The 22,846-nt window shown below is 64.2% G+C and carries 21 protein-coding genes and 2 tRNA genes; 12 read left to right on the top strand and 11 right to left on the bottom strand.

The window, feature by feature from the left end:
• Positions 1-73: 73 nt before the first annotated feature.
• The 3 genes from xerD to AC56LN_RS01900 form a co-directional block, all read right to left on the bottom strand.
• Positions 74-976, bottom strand: coding sequence for a site-specific tyrosine recombinase XerD (xerD, locus tag AC56LN_RS01910; protein ID WP_499569666.1), 903 nt, complete (start codon positions 974-976; stop codon positions 74-76).
• On the bottom strand, positions 949-1,473 hold the full coding sequence (locus AC56LN_RS01905; protein ID WP_499569664.1) for a methylated-DNA--[protein]-cysteine S-methyltransferase: 525 nt from the start codon (positions 1,471-1,473) through the stop codon (positions 949-951). Before AC56LN_RS01905 ends, xerD begins: the two co-directional genes overlap by 28 nt.
• Before the next feature lie 416 nt (positions 1,474-1,889).
• Positions 1,890-2,876: a TRAP transporter substrate-binding protein gene (locus AC56LN_RS01900; protein ID WP_499570767.1), complete on the bottom strand. Its 987-nt coding sequence runs from the start codon at positions 2,874-2,876 to the stop codon at positions 1,890-1,892.
• A 123-nt stretch (positions 2,877-2,999) separates the two neighbouring features.
• On the opposite strand from AC56LN_RS01900, the gene AC56LN_RS01895 reads away from it, so the two are divergent.
• The 3 genes from AC56LN_RS01895 (at position 3,000) to AC56LN_RS01885 (ending at position 6,187) form a co-directional block, all read left to right on the top strand.
• Entirely contained in the window at positions 3,000-5,033 is a 2,034-nt protein-coding gene (locus AC56LN_RS01895) for a PAS domain-containing sensor histidine kinase (RefSeq protein WP_499569663.1), read from the top strand.
• A 42-nt stretch (positions 5,034-5,075) separates the two neighbouring features.
• On the top strand, positions 5,076-5,657 hold the full coding sequence (locus AC56LN_RS01890) for a response regulator transcription factor (protein ID WP_332532320.1): 582 nt from the start codon (positions 5,076-5,078) through the stop codon (positions 5,655-5,657).
• A 149-nt stretch (positions 5,658-5,806) separates the two neighbouring features.
• Positions 5,807-6,187, top strand: a complete 381-nt coding sequence (locus tag AC56LN_RS01885; RefSeq protein ID WP_499569661.1) for a DUF3052 family protein — start codon at positions 5,807-5,809, stop codon at positions 6,185-6,187.
• On the opposite strand, the gene queG is transcribed toward AC56LN_RS01885, so the two are convergent.
• Positions 6,184-7,299, bottom strand: a complete 1,116-nt coding sequence (queG, locus tag AC56LN_RS01880; RefSeq protein ID WP_499569659.1) for a tRNA epoxyqueuosine(34) reductase QueG — start codon at positions 7,297-7,299, stop codon at positions 6,184-6,186. The genes AC56LN_RS01885 and queG overlap by 4 nt on opposite strands.
• Positions 7,300-7,354: 55 nt before the next feature.
• Between queG and tsaE the strand changes: the two genes are divergently transcribed.
• The 3 genes from tsaE to AC56LN_RS01865 are packed head-to-tail and all read left to right on the top strand — an operon-like array spanning position 7,355 to position 10,159.
• Positions 7,355-7,855, top strand: coding sequence for a tRNA (adenosine(37)-N6)-threonylcarbamoyltransferase complex ATPase subunit type 1 TsaE (gene tsaE / locus AC56LN_RS01875; protein ID WP_482900093.1), 501 nt, complete (start codon positions 7,355-7,357; stop codon positions 7,853-7,855).
• On the top strand, positions 7,816-9,372 hold the full coding sequence (locus tag AC56LN_RS01870) for an N-acetylmuramoyl-L-alanine amidase (protein ID WP_499569658.1): 1,557 nt from the start codon (positions 7,816-7,818) through the stop codon (positions 9,370-9,372). The genes tsaE and AC56LN_RS01870 overlap by 40 nt, the downstream gene beginning before the upstream one ends.
• A gap of 1 nt (position 9,373) precedes the next feature.
• Positions 9,374-10,159: a D-hexose-6-phosphate mutarotase gene (locus AC56LN_RS01865; protein WP_499569657.1), complete on the top strand. Its 786-nt coding sequence runs from the start codon at positions 9,374-9,376 to the stop codon at positions 10,157-10,159.
• Between the two features lie 17 nt (positions 10,160-10,176).
• On the opposite strand, the gene AC56LN_RS01860 is transcribed toward AC56LN_RS01865, so the two are convergent.
• Positions 10,177-11,214: a carbonic anhydrase gene (locus AC56LN_RS01860; protein ID WP_499569656.1), complete on the bottom strand. Its 1,038-nt coding sequence runs from the start codon at positions 11,212-11,214 to the stop codon at positions 10,177-10,179.
• 210 nt (positions 11,215-11,424) lie between these two features.
• On the opposite strand from AC56LN_RS01860, the gene AC56LN_RS01855 reads away from it, so the two are divergent.
• The 6 genes from AC56LN_RS01855 (at position 11,425) to AC56LN_RS01830 (ending at position 17,492) form a co-directional block, all read left to right on the top strand.
• Positions 11,425-12,369: a peptidylprolyl isomerase gene (locus AC56LN_RS01855; protein WP_499569655.1), complete on the top strand. Its 945-nt coding sequence runs from the start codon at positions 11,425-11,427 to the stop codon at positions 12,367-12,369.
• Between the two features lie 72 nt (positions 12,370-12,441).
• A complete protein-coding gene (gene mutL / locus AC56LN_RS01850) occupies positions 12,442-14,370 on the top strand; it encodes a DNA mismatch repair endonuclease MutL (protein ID WP_499569654.1) in 1,929 nt (642 codons plus the stop codon).
• 8 nt (positions 14,371-14,378) lie between these two features.
• A complete protein-coding gene (miaA, locus tag AC56LN_RS01845; protein WP_499569653.1) occupies positions 14,379-15,323 on the top strand; it encodes a tRNA (adenosine(37)-N6)-dimethylallyltransferase MiaA in 945 nt (314 codons plus the stop codon).
• An 82-nt stretch (positions 15,324-15,405) separates the two neighbouring features.
• Positions 15,406-15,482 (top strand) — tRNA-Met (locus AC56LN_RS01840).
• A gap of 59 nt (positions 15,483-15,541) precedes the next feature.
• Positions 15,542-15,618 (top strand) — tRNA-Met (locus AC56LN_RS01835).
• A 560-nt stretch (positions 15,619-16,178) separates the two neighbouring features.
• A complete protein-coding gene (locus AC56LN_RS01830; RefSeq protein WP_499569651.1) occupies positions 16,179-17,492 on the top strand; it encodes an ATP-binding protein in 1,314 nt (437 codons plus the stop codon).
• Here AC56LN_RS01830 and AC56LN_RS01825 read toward each other — a convergent pair.
• The 6 genes from AC56LN_RS01825 to AC56LN_RS01800 all read right to left on the bottom strand — a co-directional run bounded on the left by AC56LN_RS01825 (position 17,479) and on the right by AC56LN_RS01800 (position 22,836).
• Positions 17,479-17,979 carry a response regulator gene (locus tag AC56LN_RS01825; protein WP_499569650.1) on the bottom strand — a complete coding sequence of 167 codons (501 nt, stop codon included), beginning with the start codon at positions 17,977-17,979 and terminating at the stop codon, positions 17,479-17,481. The two genes, AC56LN_RS01830 and AC56LN_RS01825, sit on opposite strands and share 14 nt — an antisense overlap.
• The gene (gene nosR, locus AC56LN_RS01820) at positions 17,976-19,304 is read right to left on the bottom strand and encodes a response regulator c-di-GMP phosphodiesterase, NosR family (protein WP_499569649.1); all 1,329 of its coding nucleotides are present in this window, start codon (positions 19,302-19,304) and stop codon (positions 17,976-17,978) included. Before nosR ends, AC56LN_RS01825 begins: the two co-directional genes overlap by 4 nt.
• The gene (locus AC56LN_RS01815; protein WP_499569648.1) at positions 19,301-20,203 is read right to left on the bottom strand and encodes an HDOD domain-containing protein; all 903 of its coding nucleotides are present in this window, start codon (positions 20,201-20,203) and stop codon (positions 19,301-19,303) included. Before AC56LN_RS01815 ends, nosR begins: the two co-directional genes overlap by 4 nt.
• Positions 20,196-21,011 carry a response regulator gene (locus AC56LN_RS01810; RefSeq protein WP_499569646.1) on the bottom strand — a complete coding sequence of 272 codons (816 nt, stop codon included), beginning with the start codon at positions 21,009-21,011 and terminating at the stop codon, positions 20,196-20,198. The genes AC56LN_RS01815 and AC56LN_RS01810 overlap by 8 nt, the downstream gene beginning before the upstream one ends.
• Positions 21,012-21,632: 621 nt before the next feature.
• The gene (locus AC56LN_RS01805; protein ID WP_499569645.1) at positions 21,633-22,436 is read right to left on the bottom strand and encodes a hypothetical protein; all 804 of its coding nucleotides are present in this window, start codon (positions 22,434-22,436) and stop codon (positions 21,633-21,635) included.
• 70 nt (positions 22,437-22,506) lie between these two features.
• Positions 22,507-22,836, bottom strand: a complete 330-nt coding sequence (locus tag AC56LN_RS01800) for a putative signal transducing protein (protein ID WP_499569644.1) — start codon at positions 22,834-22,836, stop codon at positions 22,507-22,509.
• Positions 22,837-22,846 lie beyond the last annotated feature (10 nt).

Here is a 22,846-nt window from a genome sequence, read left to right as displayed (position 1 = left end):
TGATGGAGCGGTAGGGGCTACCGTCCTGACCGGCCATTATGGACTACCGCGCCGATCCCGGCTTGCCTTAACGCTAACCGCGGGGGTGGTGCTCGGTGTGCAGGCGCTTGAGTCGTTCGCGCGCCACATGCGTGTAAATCTGCGTGGTCGAGATATCGGCGTGGCCCAGCAGCAGTTGCACCACGCGCAGGTCGGCGCCGTGATTAAGCAGGTGCGTGGCGAATGCGTGGCGCAGCGTGTGCGGCGACAGCGGCCCGGTGATGCCGGCTTTCTTGGCGTGCTTCTTGATCAGGATCCAGAACATCTGGCGCGACATCGGCCCACCGCGGCTTGTCACGAACAGGGCGTCATCCATCTGGCCATTGAGGATGATGCCGCGCGCATCCTTCAGGTAGCGCTCGATCCAGCGCCGCGCCTCTTCGCCAAACGGCACCAGGCGCGTCTTGCTGCCCTTGCCCGTCACGCGCAGCACGCCATCGTTCAGGCTCACTTCCACCAGCTTCAGGGCCACCAGTTCCGACACCCGCAAGCCGCTGGCATACATCAGCTCGAGCATCGTGCGTTCGCGCAGGCCCAGTGGCGTGGCCACGTCCGGTGCCGCAAGCAGCGCCTCGACCTGGCTTTCGTTCACCGTGTGCACGAAACGGGTCGGCTGGCGCGCGGATGCCATCTTGAGGCACGGATCGGCCTCGATGCGGTTACGGCGCAGCGCCAGCCCGTAGAAGCGCTTGAGCACCGACAGCCGGCGGTTGGCCGTGCTCGGGCGCGAGTCGGGATGGCGCTCGGCAAAATAGGCGGCCAGGTCATCCGCGCCGACGGCCAGCAGGCCGCGCTCGGGATGATGCGCATGCAGCCAGGTGGCGAACAGGCGCATGTCGCGCCGGTAGGCATCGAGCGAGTTCTTGGCCAGGCCCTGTTCCAGCCAGAGCGTGTCGCAGAACTCGTCGATCAGGGAAAGATCGACTGTTGTTGCCATGGGCTTGCGGTGGCGCCTTCGTGGCGCAGCAACCAGCGTTTGACGGACAGATGGAAACCGTTTTCGTCATCCTGGTTGGCAAAGCCGCCCAGGCCGCCGGTGGCGGTGACGCGGTGGCACGGGATCACGAGCGGGAACCGGTTGGCGCCGCAGGCCTGGCCGACGGCGCGCGGGGCCGAACCGATCACGCGCGCCAGGTGCCCGTAGGTGCGCACGGCGCCGCGCGGGATCGCGTGGATGTGTTGCCAGACCTTGCGCTGGAATTCAGTGCCGGCTTCCAGCAGCGGCAGGTCGAACACGAAGTCAGGATCCTGCAGATAGCGCGCAACCTGCTGCGCCGCCTCCCCGGCAAGCGCGTTGTCGGCGCTTTTTTCGGCGAACGATGGCGGCAGGTAGACCAGCTCGCAGACCTTGTCACCGTCCGTGCGGATGCCCAGCGCGCCAAAGGGCGCCGGTACGATGGCATTGAACAACAGGGAGGCGCGATCTGGCTTCATGGCGGCGGTTGGCAGTGCGCGGCAACGGGACCATCCCGCTGGCAGGCACCCCGGCATCTTACCCGCCGCAGCGAGTGCGCGGCCAGTCGTTTGGTATCAGCACATGAAAAACAGGCGAAAAAAAAGCGCACCATCTGGTGCGCTCCAATTCGGGTCACGTCTCCGGTCGTTTGGCAGTGCCAACGACTTCTGTAAAACGTGCTGTCTCCTCGAATATTCTCCGGTACGAATACCGTTCTTATAGCAATGCTCCCCCAAAACCTGTACTGCATGTTGCTGGCCCTGCGCCGCACCACTTCAGTGCGTATGAGCGCCATGATAACGCAAATGCTTATAGAAAATGTATCTTTTAGGTCACAAAAACAGAAAATTGTTTTACTTATAAACAAAATGCTTTGGTGACCACGCTTTGACGCTCAGCGTGCAACTTCGCGCAGGATAGCATGCACGGTCTCTTTGCCGATACGGCTTTCCATCTGGCTGTACACCGGCTGCAGTGCACGGCGCCATTCGGCCTGCTGCGCCGGATTGAGCGTATGGATCACGGTCGTGCCCGACTGGCGGATTTTTTCCATCGCTTCGTCATTGGCGCGCTGGGCAATCTGCTTTTCATACACGGTCGCTTCGCGCATCGCCCGCGTCAGGATCGTGCGGGTCGCCGTGGGCAGGCCGTCCCAGAACTTCTTGTTGACGATCACGGCGTAGCCCAGATAGCCGTGGTTCGACACGGTCAGGTGTTTCTGCGTCTCGTGCATGCGCTGCGTGTACATATTGGACGGCGTGTTTTCCGTGCCCTCCACCACACCATCGCGCAGGGCCGGCGCGGCTTCGGAAAACGCCAGCACCATCGGCTGCGCGCCCAGCGCACGCATCTGCGCGTCGAGCACCATGGAGGCCTGGATGCGCATGCGCACGCCGTCGAAATCCTTCAGCGCGACCAGCGGCTGATTGGCCGACATGACCTTGAAACCATTGTCCCAGAAGGCCAGGCCGGTGATGCCCTTCGGTTCGAGCTTGCGCAGCAGCTCGCGCCCGATGCGCCCTTCCGTCACCTTGTACAGCGCGGCCTTGTCCGGGAAGATATATGGCAGGTCGAACGCTTCGAATTCGCGCACGCCCAGCGGCGAAAACTTGGCCAGCGACGGCGCCAGCATCTGCACGGCGCCCAGTTGCAGCGCCTCGAGTTCTTCGCGGTCCTTGTACAGCTGGCTGTTCGGATAGACTTCCACCCTGACCTGGCCGCGCGTCATTTGCTCGGCCAGCGCCTTGAAACGCTCGGCAGCGCGGCCCTTGGGCGTATCGGGCGCCACCACGTGACTGAACTTGATCACGATCGGCCCTTGTGCCCAGGCATTCATACTTGCGGCTGCGGCCAGCGCAGCGCACAGCGCGCGCATGGCCAGGGAATTGAGTTGCATGACGATTCGATTCTTCCTGATGAAACGTTACACTGGTGGATGCCGCATTGCCCGCCATCGCGGCGATGCCACAATGCGCCCGACAGTGTAACCAAAACAGGACCTTGCATGAAATTTCCATTCATCCAGCCCGGGGCGACCGACGACCTGGACGCCGAGCCCGAGCCGCGCGCGCGCTCGCGCGGCTGGCGCTTCCTGCGCTGGATGGTACCGATCCTGCTGGTCCTGCTGTTCCTGGCCGTGCTGATCTGGCTGCCATGGCAGGCGCGCCAGATGGAGAGCAACGACCGGCAAGAGCAATTGATTGCAGATACGCTGTGGGTCGAACAGACCCTGCGCTTCGAGCTGGCGCGCAGCGAGGAAGCACTGGCCGCGCTCGGCGCCGACCTCGTCGTCGCGCCGCTGCCGCCGGCCAAGCTGTCAGCGCGCTTCCGCCAGATGTTTACCAATGGCCCGGAACTGGTGCGCGTGGTCTGGAGCGATGCCGACGGCGTCCAGCAAGCCATCCACGGCAGCGACCTGCCTGCCGCCGGCCTGCCGCCTGCCACATTGCTGGCCGGGGAGATGGCGCGCTCGATCCGGCGCGGCCGCTACAGCGTGCCCTACGGCGCCACGGCATCGACCCACGGCGTGATCGACTACTACCTGCCGCTGTTTCGCGGCGGCCAGTTCGCCGGCAGCCTGGTGGCCACCTACAGCCTGCAGGTGCTGCTCGATGAAACGGTACCGTGGTGGTTCGCGCAGGACAATGCGCTGACCCTGCTCGACCGCAACGAACTGCCAGTGGCGCGGCGCGCGTCGGGCGGCCCGGGCCGCAACGTCTACACGCACCAGCGCGAGCTCGACCTGCCCGGCGCCCAGCTGGTGCTGTCGACCAACAGCGTCAAGCGCGCGCCGCAACTGCTGCCGAACCTGCTGGTGGGTTCGGTGATCGTGCTGGCCCTTGGCCTCTTGATGAGCCTGGCGGCGCTGTGGCGCCACATCTCGCGCACGCTGGCGGCCGAGGCCGCGCTGCGCCAGCAAATGGCGTTTCGCACGGCCATGGAAAACTCGCTGATCACGGGCCTGCGCGCGCGCGACCTCGAGGGCCGCGTGACGTACGTGAACCGGGCCTTTTGCCAGATCGTCGGCCTGTCGCAGGAAGAATTGATCGGCAAGAAGCCGCCGATGGCGTACTGGGCGCCCGAAGCGATGGCCGAATACGAAGACCGCTTCCAGGGCATCCTGTCGGGCAAGGTCACGCCGCAGTTCGAAACCGTGTTCCAGCGGCCCGACGAAGTGCGGGTGCCGGTGCTGGTGTTCGAGTCGCCGCTGGTCGATGTCGACGGGCGCCATACCGGCTGGATGAGTTCGGTGCTCGACATCACGGATCGCAAGCGCGTCGAGGAACTCAACCGCCAGCAGGAAGAAAAACTGCAGGCCAGCGCCCGCCTGGCCACGATGGGCGAGCTGTCGTCGATGCTGGCGCACGAACTGAACCAGCCGCTGGCCGCCATCTCGAGCTACACGGTCGGCGCGCTGAACATGCTCGACCGCGCCGCCGGCGCCGGCCAGGAAGTCAAGCCCGGCATGCTGCGCCACGCGCTGGAACAGGCGCGCCAGCAAGCCCAGCGCGCCGGCCAGATCATCCGCAGCGTGCACGAGTTCGTCAAAAAACGCGAACCGCTGCGCCAGGAACTGACGATCCGCAGCGTCATTGCCAGCGTGCATGCGCTGATCGAATTGCAGGCGCGCCAGGCCGGCGTGGTGCTGCGCGTGCACCTGCCACCGGGCTTGCCGCCGGTGCTGGCCGACCGCGTCCTGCTCGAGCAGGTGCTGCTGAACCTCACGCGCAACGGCATCCAGGCGATGCAGGACACCGTGCCCGACCAGCGCGTGCTGCGCATCGAGGCAGCGCACATCGATGATCAGGTGGCCGTCTCGGTGATCGACCGCGGCCATGGCATCTCGGCGGAAGTGGCCGAGCGGCTGTTTTCGCCGTTCTATTCGACCAAGGCCGAGGGCATGGGCATGGGTCTGTCGATCTGCCGCACGGCGATCGAGTTCCACGGCGGCACCCTGAGTCACGCGCCGTATCCGCCCGGCGGCACCGTGTTCACGTTTTCGCTGCCCGCGCAGGCAGGGAGTCGGGCGGTCGGCTAGAATCGCGTGCGGCGCCCTGCCCGACCATTACGGAGACCTCCCATGCTGCACATCGTCGACGACGAAGAAGTCATACGCGATTCGCTCGCCTGGCTGGCGCAATCGCGCGGCCTCAACGTGCGCAGCTATCCCGGCGGCCAGGAATTTCTCGATGTCATCAAGGATCTCGACGGCAGCGGCGACTGCGTCCTGCTCGACGTGCGCATGCCCGGCATGAACGGCATTGCCGTGTTCGACCAGTTGATCGGCCGCGGCCTGCTGCCGCGCCTGCCGGTGATTTTTCTGACGGGCCACGGCGAAGTCCCGATGGCGGTCGATTCCCTCAAGCGCGGCGCCTTTGATTTCTTCGAGAAACCGTTCAACGACAATGTCTTGATGGACCGCGTCGAAGAAGCGCTGGCGGCCTCGCGCAAGGCAGCCACATCCGCTGCAGTGCAGGCGCGGCTGGCAACGCTGTCGACGCGCGAACGCGAAGTGCTCGACCTGATCCTGGCCGGCATGATGAACAAGGTCGTGGCCGACAAGCTCGGCATCAGCATGCGCACGGTCGAAGTGCACCGGGCCCACATCTTCGACAAGATGCAGGTCAAGACGGCGGTCGAACTGGCCGGCTTGCTCAAGTAAATACCGGCGGCGCGCCCGCGCTGCCTTCACACTGTCTTCATTTTCCGCGCGTCAAGGGTCTGAACGGTCCGCTGCAAGCCTTGTAAAATAATGTCTGAACGCGCCGCGGCCAGGGCGCCGCGATGCACAGGCTCTTTCAGGGAACGCGCATGAACGAAAAGACAGTTGCAGACAAAATGTTTTTACGCACGGCGAAATCAATGCTCGTGCTCAATGGCCAAGCCAATCCGACCGTCGCGGCGCAGATGCCGGCCGACATCGTCAAACAAGGGGACGGGCCGTTCGACGTCATTCTGATGTTTTGCATGGGTCAGAACGACCTCGCGCATTACCTGCCGCTCGCCAGACAACAGCTGAACGCCACCGGCTCGCTCTGGATCGCGTACCTGAAGCAGACGGCGTCGAAGGCGACCGACATCAACCGTGATTCGATCAACGCCTATGCCAGGGAGCATGGCATCACCGGCGTGGCCATGATTTCGATCGACGGCGACTGGTCGGCGCTGCGCCTGAAACGCATCGACGTTTAGGTGGCCGGATGGGGCCGGGCGCCGTGGCGCGCCAGCGCCCACGCCACATGCTCGCGTACCAGTTCCGATGGATGATCGGCCCGCCCTTGCAGTGCCGCCACGATGGCTGCATCGCCGGGCAACTGATCCGCCGCATTGCCAAGGCCCACCGCCAGATTGCGCAACCAGCGCTCGTGCCCGATGCGCCGGATCGGGCTGCCTTCCATGCGCCGGTTGAATTCCGCTTCTTCCCATGCGAACAGGCCCACCAGGTCACCCTCGCCCAGGCCGTTGCGCTCATCGAAATCCGGCACCTGCGCCCGCTGCGCGAACTTGTTCCACGGGCACGCGACCTGGCAATCGTCGCAGCCGTAGATGCGGTTACCGATCAGCGGGCGCAACTCTTCGGGGATGCTGCTTTTCAGCTCGATGGTCAGGTACGAGATGCAGCGCCGCGCGTCGAGCTTGCCCGGGCCCAGGATGGCGCCGGTCGGGCACATGTCGATGCAGGCCGTGCAGCCGCCGCAATGCTTGCCGGTGGGCGGATCCACCGGCAGCGGCAGGTCGATCAGGATTTCGCCGATGAAGAAGGTGGAACCGGCCGCGCGCGACAGCAGCAGCGTGTGCTTGCCGCGCCAGCCCAGGCCCGCTTTTTCGGCCAGCGGCAATTCCATCACGGGCGCCGAGTCGGTGAACACGCGAAACCCGAACGGCCCGATTTCTTGCTGGATCTTCTCGGCCAGCGCCTGCAGCCGGTTGCGCAGCACCTTGTGGTAGTCGCGGCCCCGCGCATACACCGACACGACGGCCGCATTCGGGTCAGCCTGGCGCAGGCGTTCCGTGGCGCGCCAGTCGTCCTGGCGTTCGGTCGGCAGATAGTCCATCCGCACCACGATCGCGCGCACGGTGCCAGGGACGAGTTCAGCCGGCCGCGCACGCTTCATGCCGTGGGTTGCCATATAATCCATCTCGCCGTGGTACCCCGCATCCAGCCAGGCTTGCAGGCCCGCTTCCAGGTGCCCCAGATCGACATCGGCAATGCGCACGTCGGCAAAGCCCAGCCCCGCGCCCCATCCCTTGATGGCGCGCGCTAGCTGGGGCAGGTCGACGGATGAGGTTGGGGAATCGGACATACCGGGGTGGGAACACCACAAGAAAAGAATGCAGTACAACACGCTATTTTATGCCATGCAGCCCATCAAAGCGCACTTGCACCACTATTTGCCGGACGAGTCGGCCACCGATGCACTGGGCGGCGCGCTAGCCCGCGCGCTGGCGCCCGGCCTGGTCATCTACCTGCACGGCGACCTGGGCGCCGGCAAGACCGCCCTCACCCGCGCCCTGCTGCGCGCGCTGGGTCACACGGGCACGGTCAAGAGCCCGACCTACACGTTGTCGGAGCCGTACAACGTGACGCTTGACCATCAACCGCTGAGCGTGATCCACTACGATCTGTATCGCATGTCGAGTCCGGAAGAATTCCTGGACGCCGGCTTTCGCGAAGATTTCGACGGCCACAACGTCTGCATCGTCGAGTGGCCCGAAAAAGGCGAGCCCGTGTTACCGCCGCCGGACATCCGTTTACTGCTGAGCGTCAGCGGCAACGGTCGTGCTGTAGAATTGCAAGCGTTGTCTGAATTGGGCCTGCTATGCCTCGATCGTCTCGCTTTCCCCCCGCCGCACCAGTAAGTACGCCCTCCGCACGCCGCCGCGTCATGCTCAAGGCCGGCGGGACGCTGCTGTTGTCCGTCGTCGCCCCACTGCCCGCCAGCGCCAACCAGATTCTCGCGGTGCGCGTCTGGCCCGCGCCCGAGTACACCCGCGTCACGCTTGAAAACGACACCGACCTCAAGACCGAGCATTTCCTGATTCCCGATCCGCCGCGCCTGGTCGTCGACATCGACGGCCTGGGCCTGAGCCCCACGCTCAAGAGCCTGGTGGCCAAGATCGAATCGAACGACCCGTACATCAAGCAGGTGCGCGTGGGCCAGAACCGGCCGAACGTCGTGCGCCTGGTGTTCGACCTGAAAGCCGAGGTCAAGCCGCAAGTGTTTACGCTCGCGCCCGTGGCCGGCTACCAGCACCGCCTGATCTTCGACCTGTACCCGGTCACGCCGGTCGACCCGATCGCGGCGATGATCGAAAGCGGCGAATGGAGCACCGGCCCGACCAAGACCGTGGCAGCCGGCACGCCGGCGCTGGGTGACCCGGTATCCGGTCCGCCGGGCGCCACGATGCCGGCCACCGTGCTGCCGCCGTCCGGCGCCATCGGACCGGGCACTGCCGCAGCGGCAGGCGCCATCGTTGCCACCACGCCGCCGGTGCAGATCCCGACCCCGCCGCCAGTGGCGCCGCGCACCCAGCCGAACGCCGCGCCGGATGCCATCGCCCGGCTCGAAGCAGAGATCTCGGGCCTGCGCGGCACACCGCCGGCCCAGGCGGTGCAGCCCACGCCCGGCAGGGCCGGTGCACGCCCGTCCCAGAAAGTGGCGCGCATGGTCACCATCGCGCTCGATCCGGGCCACGGCGGCGAAGACCCGGGCGCGATCGGCGCCAATGGCAGCCGCGAAAAGGACATCGTGCTCGAAGTGGCCAAGCGCCTCAAGAACAAGCTCGAACAATTGCCCAACACGCGCGTGATGCTCACCCGTGACGGCGACTTCTTCGTGCCGCTCAATACCCGCGTGGAAAAAGCACGCAAGGTGCAGGCCGACCTGTTCGTCTCGATCCATGCCGATGCCTGGGTTTCACCCACGGCGCGCGGCTCGTCGGTGTTCGTGCTGTCCGAAAAAGGCGCCAGTTCCAGCGCCGCGCGCTGGCTGGCCAACGACCAGAACCGGGCCGACCTCGTGGGCGGCGTGAACCTGGCCGGCGGCAGCGCCGACCGGCAGCTTGCCAGCGTGCTGTTCGACCTGTCGACGACGGCGCAGATCACCGACAGCCTCAAGCTCGGCAAGGCCGTGCTGCGCGAAATCGGCGGCATCAACCGGCTGCACAAGGCTTCGGTCGAGCAGGCCGGCTTTGCCGTGCTGAAGGCGCCGGACATTCCGTCGATCCTGGTCGAAACCGCCTTCATCTCGAACCCGCAGGAAGAAGCGCGCCTGAACGACAACGGCTACCAGGACCAGCTGGCCAACGCCATCACGAACGGCATCCGCCGTTATTTCGCCGACAACCCGCCAATGGCCAAGAGCCGCCAGACCTGACATGGACCACATCACTTTCGGGCAGCTGCCTGCCATTCGCATCACGGCGCCCGACGGTGCCACCGCCGTCGTCACGCTGTACGGCGCGCATCTGGTCTCGTGGCACGGGGCCGACGGCGGCGAGCGCATGTTCCTGAGCGCCCGCTCGGCGCTCGACGGCAGCCGCGCGATCCGTGGCGGCGTGCCGGTGATCTTTCCGCAGTTCGCCGAACAGGGCGACGGCATGCGCCATGGCTTTGCGCGCGTGGCCACCTGGCGCCTGGAAGACAGCGGCGTCGAGGATGGCGCGGCGTGGGCCGTGTTTGGTTTGAACGAGGCCGACCTGCCGCCGGCACTGGCAGGCGCGTGGCCGCACCGGTTCGCGCTGCAGCTGCGCGTGGCCGTGCGCGCCAACGAACTGATCATGGCTTTCAATGTACGTAACACGGGCGATGCCGCGTTTCCGTTTGCGGCGGCGCTGCACAGCTACCACCTGGTGCCGCACCTGGCCGACGTGCGCATCGAAGGGCTCGAAGCGGGCACGCTGTCGATCGCCGACAAGCTCGACGTGGTGTACGAACAGGTCGACGACACCATCTTCCTGGGCACCTGGGCACGCGTGCTGACGCTCGAGCAGGAAGGCTTTTCCGATGCGGTCGTGTGGAATCCGGGTGCAGCCGACTCGGCGGCGCTGGCCGACATGGAAGACGAAGAGTATCAGCGCTTCGTCTGCATCGAACCGGCGCAGCTGACGCCGGTGCAGCTCGCACCCGGCACGGCCTGGGAAGGCCGCTACAAGGTCAGCTGAGCAGTTACATCGCGCTGTTACATTGATTCCTTGATCATCCGTCCATTGCTCGGCTGCACAGGCCGCGCATTGTACGGATACAACCGCGAAAACAGCGCCATCTGCTGCGGCGAGGCCGTCATTGGCTGCTTCATCACGATCCACAGCACGTTCTCGGTACAGGGCGGTTCGCTTAGCGAGCCCATGTACGTGAAGTAGTCGCGCCGCGCCGGCAGGATCTCGTTCACGTTCAGCACGATCGAGGGCGTCACGGTCGTCAGCTTTTCCAGCGGCAGGTTGTTCCACACGGTCTGGATCATCGGATTGGCATCGCCACGCTCGAGCTGCACCGCCAGCACGGCGATCTTGTTGTCGTAGCTCTTGTGCACCATGTGCACCACCATCTCGGTGCCGCGGCCATTGACGCGTTCTTCGCCCGGCCGGTGGAAGTGGAACTGCTGCAACTCGTACGTGGTGCCGCCCACGGTCAGGAAGTTCCCGCCCGCGACATTGACCTGCACCGTGTGGCCGTTGTCGATCTCGTTGAACGAGCTCGGCTGATAATCGAATGTGATCTGCTCGAGGTTGACCTTGATGCCGTCGCGCAGGTCGATCGGCGACTGGCGGTTGCCCGCATTGCAGGCCGCCCATGCGGTATTGATCTTGGACCAGTTCTCGGGCCCGAATTCACCGTCATAACTCCAGTGCGTACCGTTCTTCGGTTTGGCCGCTTCGACGGCCACGGCCGCCACCATCGCCGCTTCCCTCTTGCGGCGCGCGTCGGCGGCCTTGCGGGCGCGCGCGGCTTCTTCGGCGCGCAGGGCCTGCTTGGCGCGCAGCTCGGCGAGCTTTTCGGCGATACGCACCGACAGGTCGACCTCGGTATCTTCTTCGGATTTCGCGGGCGCAGCGGCAGCAGCAGGCGCAGCCGCGGCCGGCTTCAGATTCGGCCGGATGGAGGCGATCGCAGGCTTGGCCGGCTCGGCCACGGGCTTGGCAGTCTTCGGTGTCGGTTCGTTCGCCTGTGCCAGGGCAGTGACCAGGCCCAGCGTACAAAGTGCGATCAGGTTACGCATGTGATTTTCGGATAGTTTGATTCTCTCCCTCCTTTATCGGACCCGGCGCCTGTAACTTGAGTGCGCACCGGCAACATAGGGACTTAATTCGTCGGATTAGCCAGTTTGCAAGCCTTCGCGACAACATCCCGTGTCATTCTTGCATCGCCCGCCCCACACGCTGCGCCCTCGACTACAATTGCCCGATACTTACAACGACAGGGGGAGCAGATGCAGGCAGCGTCATCAAACAAGACGACAATCCAGGCAACCGTCGGCGCGGCGCTGTGCGCGCTGCTGGCCGTCTCAGGCGCGCACGCCGCGCCAGCCAAGGCTGACCAGGAATTGCCACCCAGGCTGACGGTGGCCGATGTGGTGAAAGCGTCCAAAGCAGCCGACTGGCGCGCGCTCGACCCCGAGAACACGATGTACATCGAGCTGCCGACGGGCCGCGTCGTCATCGAACTGGCGCCGCGCTTCGCGCCGAACACGGTCGCCAATATCCGCGCGCTGGTGCGCGAACGCTATTTCGACGGCTTGTGGGTGATGCGCGCGCAGGATGGCTTCGTCGTGCAATGGGGCGATCCGGATGAAGAAAAGCCGCGCCCGTTCAAGGCCGCCAAGACCGTGCCCGCCGAATTCACCGTGCCGTACACGAAGAACGATGCCTTCACGCACCTGAAGGAGCGCGACGTCTACGCGCCGCAAATCGGTCACGTCGACGGCTTTCCCGTCGCGCGCAATCCGGCCACCAAACAGACCTGGCTGCCGCACTGCTACGCGATGATCGGCGTGGCGCGCGACAACGGCGCCGACACCGGCAATGGCTCGCAGCTCTACACGGTGATCGGCCACGCGCCGCGCCACCTGGACCGCAACATCACGGTCGTGGGCCGCATCGTGGCCGGCATGCCGCTGCTCACCGTCATGCCGCGCGGGACCGGCGCTGCGGGCTTTTACGAGAAGGCCGAACAGCGCACGCCGATCGCCAGCGTGCGCATGGCGGCCGACGTGCCGCCCGCCGAGCGCAGCAAGCTCGAGGTCATGCGTTCGGACAGCGCCGCGTTCCAGGCCGTGATCGACGCCCAGCGCAACCGCGGCGGGCCGTGGAGCAAGGTAGCGGCCGGCGCGATCGACCTGTGCAACGTGCCGATTCCCGTGCGCGAGCAGCCCTGAAGCCACAGGGGCGGCGGCGCAATTTGCAGCCGGGGACGATCCGGCTCTTTTTGGGCGGGCTATAATCTGCGGATGAACGCCCCTGCCCCGACCATCCGTCCCATCCAGCAGCTTCCCGACCAGCTCATTTCGCAGATCGCCGCCGGCGAAGTGGTCGAGCGGCCCTCGGCCGTCGTCAAGGAGTTGCTGGAAAACGCGCTCGACGCCGGTTCGACGACGATCACGATCCGCCTGGAAGAAGGCGGCGTCAAACGCATCGCCATCACCGACAACGGCCGCGGTATCGCGCCCGAGCAGCTGCCCCTCGCGCTGTCGCGCCACGCGACGTCGAAGATCGCTTCGCTGAGCGACCTGGAAAACGTCGGCACGCTGGGCTTTCGCGGCGAAGCGCTGGCCTCGATTGCCTCGGTCGCCTCGGTGCGCGTGACCTCGCGCACGGCCGACGCTGCGCACGCGTTCGAGATCGTCGGCTCGCACGAAGGCGTGGTGGCGCCATCGTCCGGCGCCTGCGGCACCACGATCGACGTACAGGACCTGTACTTCAATACGCCGGCGCGGCGCAAGTTCCTCAAGTCCGAACAAACCGAATACGCGCACTGCGCCGAAGTCGTGCGCCGCATCGCGCTGTCGCGCCCCGATGTCGCCTTCAGCCTGTCGCACAACGGCCGCACGATCGACCACTGGAACGTCAGCGAAGCGGCCAAGCGCAGCGCCCACATCCTGGGCAGCGATTTTGCCGAGGCGCGCCTGGCGCTGGATGAAGCGGCCGGCCCGCTGCACCTGCACGGCTACGTGGGCCTGCCGACCGCCTCGAAGGCGCGCGCCGACGGCCAGTTCTTTTACGTAAACGGACGCTTCGTGCGCGACAAGGTGCTGGTGCACGCGGTCAAGGCAGCCTACCAGGACGTGCTGCACGGCGACCGCTTCCCGGCCTATGTGCTCTCGCTCGACCTCGACCCGGCGCTGGTCGACGTCAACGTGCACCCGTCGAAAACCGAGGTGCGCTTTCGCGACAGCCGCGCGGTGCACCAGTTCGTGTTCCACGCAGTGCAGCGCACGCTGGCGCAGACGTCGGCCACAGCGCACGGCAGCGTGCCGGGGCCGATGACCGCGGCCGAGGTGCGCCCGAGCGGCACGCCGCTATGGCAAACCTCGCAACTGTCGCAGTCGCCGTCGCAGCAACAGCGCCCGCACGAGCAGACCTCGTTCGGCGCGCAACTGACGCAGACCTTCTCGCCATCGCCGTACGCAGCGGGCAGCCGCTGGGACGATGCCGCCACCGGTGGCGGCGTGCCCCAACGGCTTGAAGCCTACGGCGCGCTGTTTGCCTCCGATGCAGCCAGCACGGCCGCGGTGCCGGTGCCGGTGCCCATGACGGCCGCCGACAAGCCGCTGTCGAACGACGACTTCCCGCTTGGCTTCGCGCTGGCCCAGCTGCACGGCATCTACATCCTGGCGCAGAACACGCGCGGTCTGGTGCTGGTCGACATGCACGCGGCGCACGAGCGCATCCTGTACGAGCAGATCAAGAATGCACTCGACGCCCAGGCACAGGGCCAGGAAATGCAGGTGCAGGCGCTCCTGATCCCGGTGACGTTCTACGCCGACGCGATGGAGGTCGCCACCGTGCACGAACATGCGGACACGCTGGCAACGCTGGGCTTCGACATCGCGGCCCTGTCGCCGACGACGCTGGCAGTGCGCAGCGTGCCGACGCTGCTCAAGAACGCCGATGCGCAAACGCTGGCGCGCGACGTGCTGCGCGACGTGCGCGAATTCGGCGGCTCGCGCGTGCTGATCGAACGGCGCAACGAGCTGCTGGGCACCCTCGCCTGCCACACGGCGGTGCGCGCCAACCGCATCCTGAGCCAGCCTGAAATGAACGCGCTGCTGCGCCAGATGGAAAGCACCGAACGCGCCGACCAGTGCAACCACGGCCGCCCGACCTGGGTGCAGCTCGAGATTTCTGCGCTCGACAAGCTCTTCCTGCGCGGTCAGTGATGGGTACCATGCACACACCGCTGGCCGTGGCCATCATGGGCCCGACCGCCTCCGGCAAGACCGCTGCCGCCCTGCGCATCGCCCAAACGCGCCCCGTCGAAATCATCTCGGTCGACTCGGCCCTGGTCTATCGCGAGATGGACATCGGCACCGCCAAACCCACGCCGGACGAACTGGCCGCCGTGCCGCATCACCTGATCGACATCCTCGATCCGCTCGACGCGTATTCGGTCATGCAGTTCCGCAACGATGCGATCCGGCTGGTGGCCGAGATCACGGCGCGCGGCGCGCTGCCGCTGCTCGTCGGCGGCACGATGATGTATTTCAAGGGCCTGGTCGAGGGACTGGACGATTTGCCCACCGCCGACGTGGCACTGCGCGCCGCGCTCGACGCAGAGGCTGCGCGCATCGGCTGGCCCGGCATGCACGACAAGCTGCGCGCGCTCGACCCCATCACCGCCGACCGGCTCGCACCGAACGACGCCCAGCGCATCAACCGCGCACTGGAAATCATCGAGCTGACCGGCAAGCCGATGTCGGCGCTGCTGGCGCTGCGCACCAAGCCCGTGCTGCCGTTCAGGCTGGTGTCGTTTGGTCTTGAGACCGATGACCGCGCGGTGCTGCACAAGCGCATCGCGCAGCGTTTCGATGCGATGCTGGGCACGCGCGACGACAGCGGCCTGGTGGCGGAGGTAGCGCGACTGCGGGCACGGGGCGACCTGTCGCCGCTGCTGCCGTCGATCCGCTGCGTGGGCTACCGCCAGGCCTGGGATTACCTCGACGGGCGCATCGACCGCGCCACGCTGCGCGAGACGGGCATCATCGCCACGCGCCAGCTGGCCAAGCGCCAGATCACGTGGCTGCGCGCGATGCCGGACCGGATCGTCATCGATTGCCTGGGGCCGGATCCGGCCGGCGCGATGCTGGCGCACCCTGCGCTGTTGGAAAAATGACATGCGCAGCGACTATTTGTGACCCACACGCCCCTGCGATCTTGACAGCCATCCACTCACGCCGGATAATACTTGCCGTTGCGGTGATATAGCTCAGTTGGTTAGAGCACAGCACTCATAATGCTGGGGTCGGTGGTTCAAGTCCACCTATCACCACCAAAGATTTCAGGCGATGGCCTGGCTCCAACGAGTCAGGCCATTTTGCTTTTGCCCGTTCCGGTGATATAGCTCAGTTGGTTAGAGCACAGCACTCATAATGCTGGGGTCGGTGGTTCAAGTCCACCTATCACCACCAGAGATTTCAGGCGGATGGCCTGGCTCCAACGAGTCAGGCCATTTTGCTTTCGCCCGTTACGGTGATACAGCTCCGCTGATTAGAGCACAGCACTCGTCATGTTTGTGTCGGTGGCTCAAGTCCATCTATTAAAATTTGCCGAAGCCGCTCCGCCTACAATAGCGCCGGCTTCCGGTGCCTGCAAACGTCCCTCGCTATTGGCCCAGCCATCTGATTATCCGGTCACAGCGCAGTGACCTCGGATGTCGTACCCGAGATAACACTGAACACTAGGTGCCACTACCGCTGTTGTGTCTGACCAGGGCACTTGCCGAACACATCTGCAATCAACGATGTTTCGGCCACGGCAGCCGTGCTGTGTTGGAACAGTTGCGCATCGTGCAGGGCATTCTGCTGCCATCTCCCGCGACGTCGCTGCACACCTTGACAACCTGCATCGGTCAGCAAATTTTATTTCTCGCATGCCCTCTTCCTGATGGTCCATGCACGCTGAATTGACGTATAGTTCTCTTGAGAAATATCTGTTTGAAAGCGGGCCAGCATCTTGAAAGGTGGTCGTCATGCAATTCGAAGAGTTTGATTTTTCCAGCACGCAGTCTGCCCGCGTCCTTCCCAATCCGTCCGAAGAAGCGTCGCCACCGCAACGATTCCAGTACCTCGTCGACAATACGCCGGCGATCATCTACTGCACCGTTCCCAGCGGCGACTTCAAGATGACGTTCGTCAGCAACAACGCCGTCCATGTGCTCGGCTACCGCCCCGAGCAGATGCTGGCCGATCCGAATTTCTGGTTCGACCACATCCACCCCGACGACGCCCCGCATATTTTTTCCAGCCTGGCACTCATCTTTACCCAAGGCCAGCGCAGCTATGATTACCGGTTCCGCGCCCACGACGGCAGCTACCTCTGGATGCACGATACGCTGCGCCTGATTCGCGACAAGAATGGGGCGCCGCTCGAAGTGATCGGTTCGCTGACCGACATCACGCTGCGCAAGCAAATGGAAGAAGACCTGAAGATCAAGGGGCTCGAACAACAGGCCTTGATCGCCGAGTTACGCAATGCTCACGAGCAGCTTCTGCAATCGGAAAAGATGGCGTCGATCGGCCAGCTGGCGGCAGGCATTGCGCACGAAATCAATAACCCGGTCGGCTTCGTCAACTCCAATATGGGGTCCCTGAAAACCTACGTCGAGACGCTGCTCGACGTGATCGACCGCTACGAACTGGCGGCGGCGGCGCATCCGCAGCTTGCAGCGCAGATGGCCGAGGTACGCAATCAAGCGGACCTGGCGTTCTTGAAAGGCGATGTGGTCGACCTGGTGGGTGAGTCAATGGACGGCCTCAAGCGGGTCAAGGACATTGTGCAGGCGCTCAAGGATTTTTCGCACGTCGGCGAAGCGGTCTGGCAAGTGGCTGACCTTCATCAGGGCCTCGACAGCACCCTCAACATCGTCGCCAACGAAATCAAGTACAGGGCACGGGTGGAGAAACATTATGGGGACATACCGCCCATCACGTGTCTGTCGTCCCAGCTCAACCAGGTGTTCATGAACCTGCTGGTCAACGCAGCGCAGGCGCTCACGGGCGATGGCGTCATTTCGATCCGCACCGGCGGATCCGGCGGCTGGGTCTGGGTCGAGGTGGGCGACAATGGCAGCGGGATCCCGCCGGACATCATGAAGCGGATTTTCGAACCTTTTTTCACGACCAAGCCGGTCGGCAGCGGCACTGGCCTGGGATTGTCACTGTCGTATGGCATCGTCAGCCGGCATGGCGGCCGCATCGACGTTGCGTCCGAGCCAGGCGTCGGCACCCGCTTCACCGTGCACCTGCCGGTCACCCCGCCCCAGCAGGCCGCTACAGCAGGATAGCGCCGTCGGCGTTGCGCCGCACGTGCAACATGCCGGGTTCCTCCGCCTCCAGCCGCGCCGCCTCGAGCTCCTGGGCACTGGGCGTGGCGGCTTTTGCTGCCACCAGGCGGGCGCGCAGCGCCAGCGCCAGGCGCACGTTTTCTTCGAGCTCGACCGGGTTCCACGGCTTGAGCATGAATCGGAACGCCTGCGCCTGGTTGATCGTGTGCAGCATGGTGTCGAATTCCGCCGATGCCGACAACATGATGCGCACGGTATCCGGCGCCACCTCCTTGAGCGCTTCGAGCAACTCCGCACCGTTCAACTGCGGCATCCGGTAGTCCGATATCACCAGGTCAACGTCGCAGGTGCAGATATGTTCGAGCGCCGCCATCGGATTGGTGAAGGCGTCGATGCGCAGCTGTTCGTGCTGGAACAGCAGCCGCAACGCGCGCTGCAAGGAATGCAACACATGTGGATCGTCGTCGACCAGTAAAATCCTGCTCATGCTGCCCCCGTTGGATTGCGCACCCATATCGCGAGGCGGCAGCGCGCTTTTTGCTCGAAGTCGCGCACGTGCGCGATGATGCGCGCGTCGAGCACATGGTCGGCCGACAACAGCATCAGGCCATCGCGGCTGACCATGTCGCGTGCCAGCACCATGCCGGGCACCAGCTCGGTCGACAGCACCTCCACCCCGGCACCGTTTCCCATGTCGCTGTTGTTGACAACCTGCCGGAACGCGGCCACCACTTGCGGATCGTAGCGCTTGCCCGCCGCATCGAGGATCAACGTGACTGCCTCGTCGGCGCGCAGATGGCGCTGCACCATGGCGCCCTGCTGCAGGTTGTAGTAATCGACTGCCACGGCGAGGATGCGCGCCCCGATTGGAATGGCGAGCCCGGTCAGGCCATCCGGAAAGCCATTGCCGTCGAAACGCTCCAGCTGGCTGCGCAAGATGGCGGCGCTGCCGCGCAGGTCTTCCAGCGGCATCAAGAGTTCTTCGGCGCGCACCGGATGCCTGCGAAACAGGCCCAGCGTCTCGCCCTGAAATGCCGTGAACGGTGTTTGCAACATGGCGTCGCTCAGGCCGATCTTGCCGATGTCGTGCAGCAGTGCGGCAATTGCCAGATCCTGGCTGTTGCGCGTGTCGAGGCCCAGCACGGCGCCCATCTTGCGTGCGAGCTCGGCAATTTGGCGCGTATGGCCCGGCAGGTTGTGGGCCCGCTGCTCGATCATGTTCGAAAAAATCTTGATGGTGACGACAAAATTGTGGCGCAGCTTGGCGTTGGCGGCGGTGGTCGCGGCGTGCTCCAGCTTCAGCAGCCGGGTACGCTCTTCGACCTTCGCCTCGAGGCTCTGGTTAAGCGCGCGCAATTGGGCGTTTTGCTGCACCGTCAGTGCTTCAAGGCGTACTTTTTCCTGCTCCAGCTGGCGCCGCTCGAGTACATCGCGCAGCACCATCAACAGGTCGCCGTCGACCCACGGCTTGGTGATGTAGCGACAGATTTCGCCGGCGTTGACCGCGTCCTGGATGGACTGGACTTCCGAGTAACCGGTCAACAGCAGCCGCATGGTGGCGGGCCACGAGGCCCGTGCGGCGGCAAGAAACTGCGCGCCGTTCATCTGCGGCATGCGCATGTCGGAAATGATCACGTCGACGGCTTCCTGCTGCAACACTGCCAGCCCGGCGGCGCCGCTGTCAGCAACCAGTACCTGGTAGCCATTGGCGCGCAACAGCCGCCGCAACGACGACAGGATATTGGGCTCATCGTCGACGCACAGCACTTTGGGCTGGGACGCCGATGACGGGGAGGAAGCCAGGGCGTTCATGGCGTCAACACCTGGCACAGCTCCCCAAACAGGGTCACCATCTCATCGCGCACACGGTCCCAGTCATCGTCCGGCACCGGGATCATGAACGGCAGCACACAGGACAGCGGCGCCAGCGCCCCGCCGGGTGCATCGACAACATGGGCGAGCGCATTCGCCAGGCCAATGAGCACCGTCAGCGCAGGCTGCGCAGCGTCGCCTGCACATTGGTGGTGACCGGCAACCGCTTCGCCGATCAGGGCGGGGAAATGCCAGTGCGCGGCCAGTGCACTGCCGATGCGTGCATGGTCGATCCCGAGGACCGCATTTTCCGCAAACAGCAGGCTGCAATCGTTGTCGCGGGCAAACCGCGCCACTTGCAGGTATTGCTCCTGGCACTGCGTGGCGATGACCAGCGTGCCGATATCGTGCAGCAAGCCTGCGATGAAAGCGTGCTCCGGATTAATCTGCATATACGGCGCCAGCACGCGCGCGCACACGGCTGTCGCTGTGGCATGGCGCCAGAAGCCCACCAGGTCGAAAGCAGCATCGCGGTGCGGCGCGAAATTGCCGATGATCGAGCACGCCGTCACCAGGGTGCGGATGCTGGCGACGCCAATGATGGACACTGCCTGCTGCACCGTCACCACTTTGCCCGACACGCCGTAAAACGAAGAATTGGCAAGCCGTAAAATGCGCGCCGCCAGGGCGGCATCGAGCGTAATGCGCTCGGCCAGCGTATGGATATCGATATCCTCCTGCTGCATCGCCGCCTGCAGCTCCATCACCAGTTGCGGCAGCGACGGCAATGCGCGCACGCGGTCGACATAGTCGCCCTCCAGCGCAGCGGCACAGCCAGGCGGGGTCGGGCCGGACGGTCCGGCACACGGTACGGTTCGGATCAGGTCAGCGCTATTCATGTGTCTGCCTCGGGACGAAGGTAAGCAGCGTGCCGCGCGACGCCGGGCGTTCACCCATCGGATAGCGGATGATGTCGTAAGGGTTGTCGTGAATGTCCCGCGCCTCGCTGGCTGGCCTGGCCAGGTGCACATCTCCTGCGTCGCCCAGTACAGCGACCCGCGCACCGAACAGGCGCCTGGCGCAGCCGTTGGCAAAGGCAATCATGCCACTGTCATCCACGCCTACCAGGGCCAGCGGCAAGTGCTCCATCAGATCGCGCGCCACCTCGAGGGCTGTCTCCTCAAGGCGGATTTGCTCCTGCTTTTCGAGCAACAATTGCTCCAGCTTGCGGTTGGCGCTGCGTATTTCCAGATGCAGGCGCTGGTTATCGTCGGCAATTTCCTTGATTCTGAAGGCCTCGGCGATATGCCCGCGCAGTTGCGTATCGTTCCAGGGTTTGGTGAGAAACTTGAAGATCGCCCCTTCATTGACGGCATCGGTCACGGACTGCAGCTCGGTGTAGCCAGACAGCATGATGCGGATCGAGTCGGGACAGAGCGCACGCGCCTGGCGCAAAAAATCCACCCCCAGCATGCCGGGCATGCGCTGGTCGGAAACAATGACATCGACACAGTGCTTGGACAACACCTCGAGCCCTGCGGCCCCGCTGTCGGCGCAAAATACCTCGTAGCCATCGCGCCTGAGCAAGCGGTTCAGGGCCGCCAGGATATTCGGTTCGTCGTCGACCAGCAACAGGCGCCGGTGCGGAGCAGGCGGGCGCAACGCCTGGGGTGGAGGGATGATTGGAGCGTTCATCGGCGTGCTCATCGGGATGCGCCGGTGGCGGACACGCGGGGCGGCGCGGGTGCGCGAGATTGGCCGCAGCCACTGGCCAAAGCCAGCGTGAAAGCTGGTCTGGTCGCAGTGTTGTACCTAGCTGGCATGGCCTGTCCGCCTGACAAAAAACGGTTGGGTGAAATCGGGTGCTGCCCTTGTCACGACTTGATTATGCGCTCAGTTGCAGCGAAAAAACATTCGCAAGAAAAAATTTAGTTACCCTAAGTCACGTGATTCCAATTGATCGTGTTAGCTACTGACCAGCCATGCCATGACTGTCTTTTCAGCATCAAAGGAAAACAACGCAAGCACGGGTAACTTTCACCTGCGCGTAAAGGCATTGGCGACATCAGAGTAGCGAGGTAACGGAACTGCTCAGGGCAGCAAGCATGGGGTCAGGTCCCGCGAACCCACACAGGCACTACCGTAGGATCAGATGTTGAAGCCTGCAGATTAGACCGTGTCCATTTTCCAGACCCGACCCCGTCACCAGCTCTGATTGTTGAGACTGCGGCTTTTTGTGCGCTGTCTCCCAATGCCTTCTGAGCGGCGGATTATTCACCATGCCCTGGAATCCGCCTGCACCACCCGCTTTTGACGATGCCTGCCATTTCAATGTGTCGAAAATCGTGGGTCAAGCCCAAACGCCACCATCTTTGGGTGCGCAGTCACGTAAGCCCAGACCTGCTCTGCGCTCGTCAGTGGCGCGTGGCCATATACTTTGTCGAGGGCGACGAGGGTAACAGTGATCAACTGGTTTTTGCAGTAAGTCTGAATCTGTGCTGACGCTTGATAGCGCTCCTGCTGTAACTGCCCAAGCATCCACAGTACCGGGCGCCACCAGTCGTACGCGAAGTCACAATGCCTGATGACCGTGGAGGATGACTCGCGCTGTGCCAGCATTGCAAAGAAATTGAGCATATTGTCGAGCATGAGCCTGTCGGCACGGTCGGCATGGACAATGTCTCCATCCGACTTGCCGTGCTTGGCCTCATCAAGCTCACGCAACATGCCCAAGCTGCTGGCAGGTAGGGGCAGCTGCTCGACAACAAATAGACGGCTGGCCAAAAAATGCGCATAGTCACGGTCCTTCACCGCAGCAAGCAGGGTGCGAAATGCGCTGTCTTTCACGTGCTGAAATTCGAGGCTAGTGAACGCTTGGAATAGCTCGAAGATCGAGCGCTCGATTTCTTCGCGGCGAGCTTCACCGCTTTGTTCGACCTGAAGCAGCAATCCGATGACCACACCACCGAAGGCCAATGCCGTGAACAATACATTCAAGCCATTGAACACCTTGTCGAACGGCTCCTTGAACGTCGCATCGGGCAGCGTACGCGCCACGGGATAGGCGATTAGCCAGACGAGGAAAATGATCAGCATGATTGCTGCAGTACGCACTGCTGGCGAGAGTTTCATGGGCATTTCACGGTGGGATGAATAGGGCATTCATCTTACGACAGTGACAATGCTGCATGTTTGCTTCTTACTATGGCGTACGCCACTCCCCATCCGGCGCATCCTCATCCAGCGCAAAATCCCCGCGTGCCAGCGCCAGCAGCACCTCGTGCGCCGCCTGCACATGTTCGGCCGGGACCAATAAGCGCACGCCGCCCAGCGCGGGCGCCAGCAGCAGGTCGGTCTGCATCAGGTGCGCATCGGCCAGCATCGCCGGGATGCCGGATGCTTCCAGGCAGCCCTGCGCCAGTGTGGCATCCACGGGAATCATGTAGCGGGCCACGACGTACAGATCGCGCTCGGGCACGGCTTCAATGTCGGGGTGGGCGGCGAGCCAGTCATTCAGGGAAAGCGTGTGCATCGGGGTTCCT

Source organism: Telluria sp. ZT3P26 (assembly GCF_059686035.1).
Note: the sequence above shows the minus strand (reverse complement) of the source record. Positions and strands in the feature narration are given on the sequence as shown.

Excerpts from the sequence above, each read along its gene's own strand:
- xerD (WP_499569666.1), bottom strand. The coding sequence starts at position 976 with ATGGCAACAACAGTCGATCTTTCCCTGATCGACGAGTTCTGCGACACG.
- AC56LN_RS01905 (WP_499569664.1), bottom strand. The coding sequence starts at position 1,473 with ATGAAGCCAGATCGCGCCTCCCTGTTGTTCAATGCCATCGTACCGGCG.
- AC56LN_RS01895 (WP_499569663.1), top strand. The coding sequence starts at position 3,000 with ATGAAATTTCCATTCATCCAGCCCGGGGCGACCGACGACCTGGACGCC.
- AC56LN_RS01890 (WP_332532320.1), top strand. The coding sequence starts at position 5,076 with ATGCTGCACATCGTCGACGACGAAGAAGTCATACGCGATTCGCTCGCC.
- AC56LN_RS01885 (WP_499569661.1), top strand. The coding sequence starts at position 5,807 with ATGAACGAAAAGACAGTTGCAGACAAAATGTTTTTACGCACGGCGAAA.
- queG (WP_499569659.1), bottom strand. The coding sequence starts at position 7,299 with ATGTCCGATTCCCCAACCTCATCCGTCGACCTGCCCCAGCTAGCGCGC.
- tsaE (WP_482900093.1), top strand. The coding sequence starts at position 7,355 with ATGCAGCCCATCAAAGCGCACTTGCACCACTATTTGCCGGACGAGTCG.
- AC56LN_RS01870 (WP_499569658.1), top strand. The coding sequence starts at position 7,816 with ATGCCTCGATCGTCTCGCTTTCCCCCCGCCGCACCAGTAAGTACGCCC.
- AC56LN_RS01865 (WP_499569657.1), top strand. The coding sequence starts at position 9,374 with ATGGACCACATCACTTTCGGGCAGCTGCCTGCCATTCGCATCACGGCG.
- AC56LN_RS01860 (WP_499569656.1), bottom strand. The coding sequence starts at position 11,214 with ATGCGTAACCTGATCGCACTTTGTACGCTGGGCCTGGTCACTGCCCTG.
- AC56LN_RS01855 (WP_499569655.1), top strand. The coding sequence starts at position 11,425 with ATGCAGGCAGCGTCATCAAACAAGACGACAATCCAGGCAACCGTCGGC.
- mutL (WP_499569654.1), top strand. The coding sequence starts at position 12,442 with ATGAACGCCCCTGCCCCGACCATCCGTCCCATCCAGCAGCTTCCCGAC.
- miaA (WP_499569653.1), top strand. The coding sequence starts at position 14,379 with ATGCACACACCGCTGGCCGTGGCCATCATGGGCCCGACCGCCTCCGGC.
- AC56LN_RS01830 (WP_499569651.1), top strand. The coding sequence starts at position 16,179 with ATGCAATTCGAAGAGTTTGATTTTTCCAGCACGCAGTCTGCCCGCGTC.
- AC56LN_RS01825 (WP_499569650.1), bottom strand. The coding sequence starts at position 17,979 with ATGAGCAGGATTTTACTGGTCGACGACGATCCACATGTGTTGCATTCC.
- nosR (WP_499569649.1), bottom strand. The coding sequence starts at position 19,304 with ATGAACGCCCTGGCTTCCTCCCCGTCATCGGCGTCCCAGCCCAAAGTG.
- AC56LN_RS01815 (WP_499569648.1), bottom strand. The coding sequence starts at position 20,203 with ATGAATAGCGCTGACCTGATCCGAACCGTACCGTGTGCCGGACCGTCC.
- AC56LN_RS01810 (WP_499569646.1), bottom strand. The coding sequence starts at position 21,011 with ATGAGCACGCCGATGAACGCTCCAATCATCCCTCCACCCCAGGCGTTG.
- AC56LN_RS01805 (WP_499569645.1), bottom strand. The coding sequence starts at position 22,436 with ATGAAACTCTCGCCAGCAGTGCGTACTGCAGCAATCATGCTGATCATT.
- AC56LN_RS01800 (WP_499569644.1), bottom strand. The coding sequence starts at position 22,836 with ATGCACACGCTTTCCCTGAATGACTGGCTCGCCGCCCACCCCGACATT.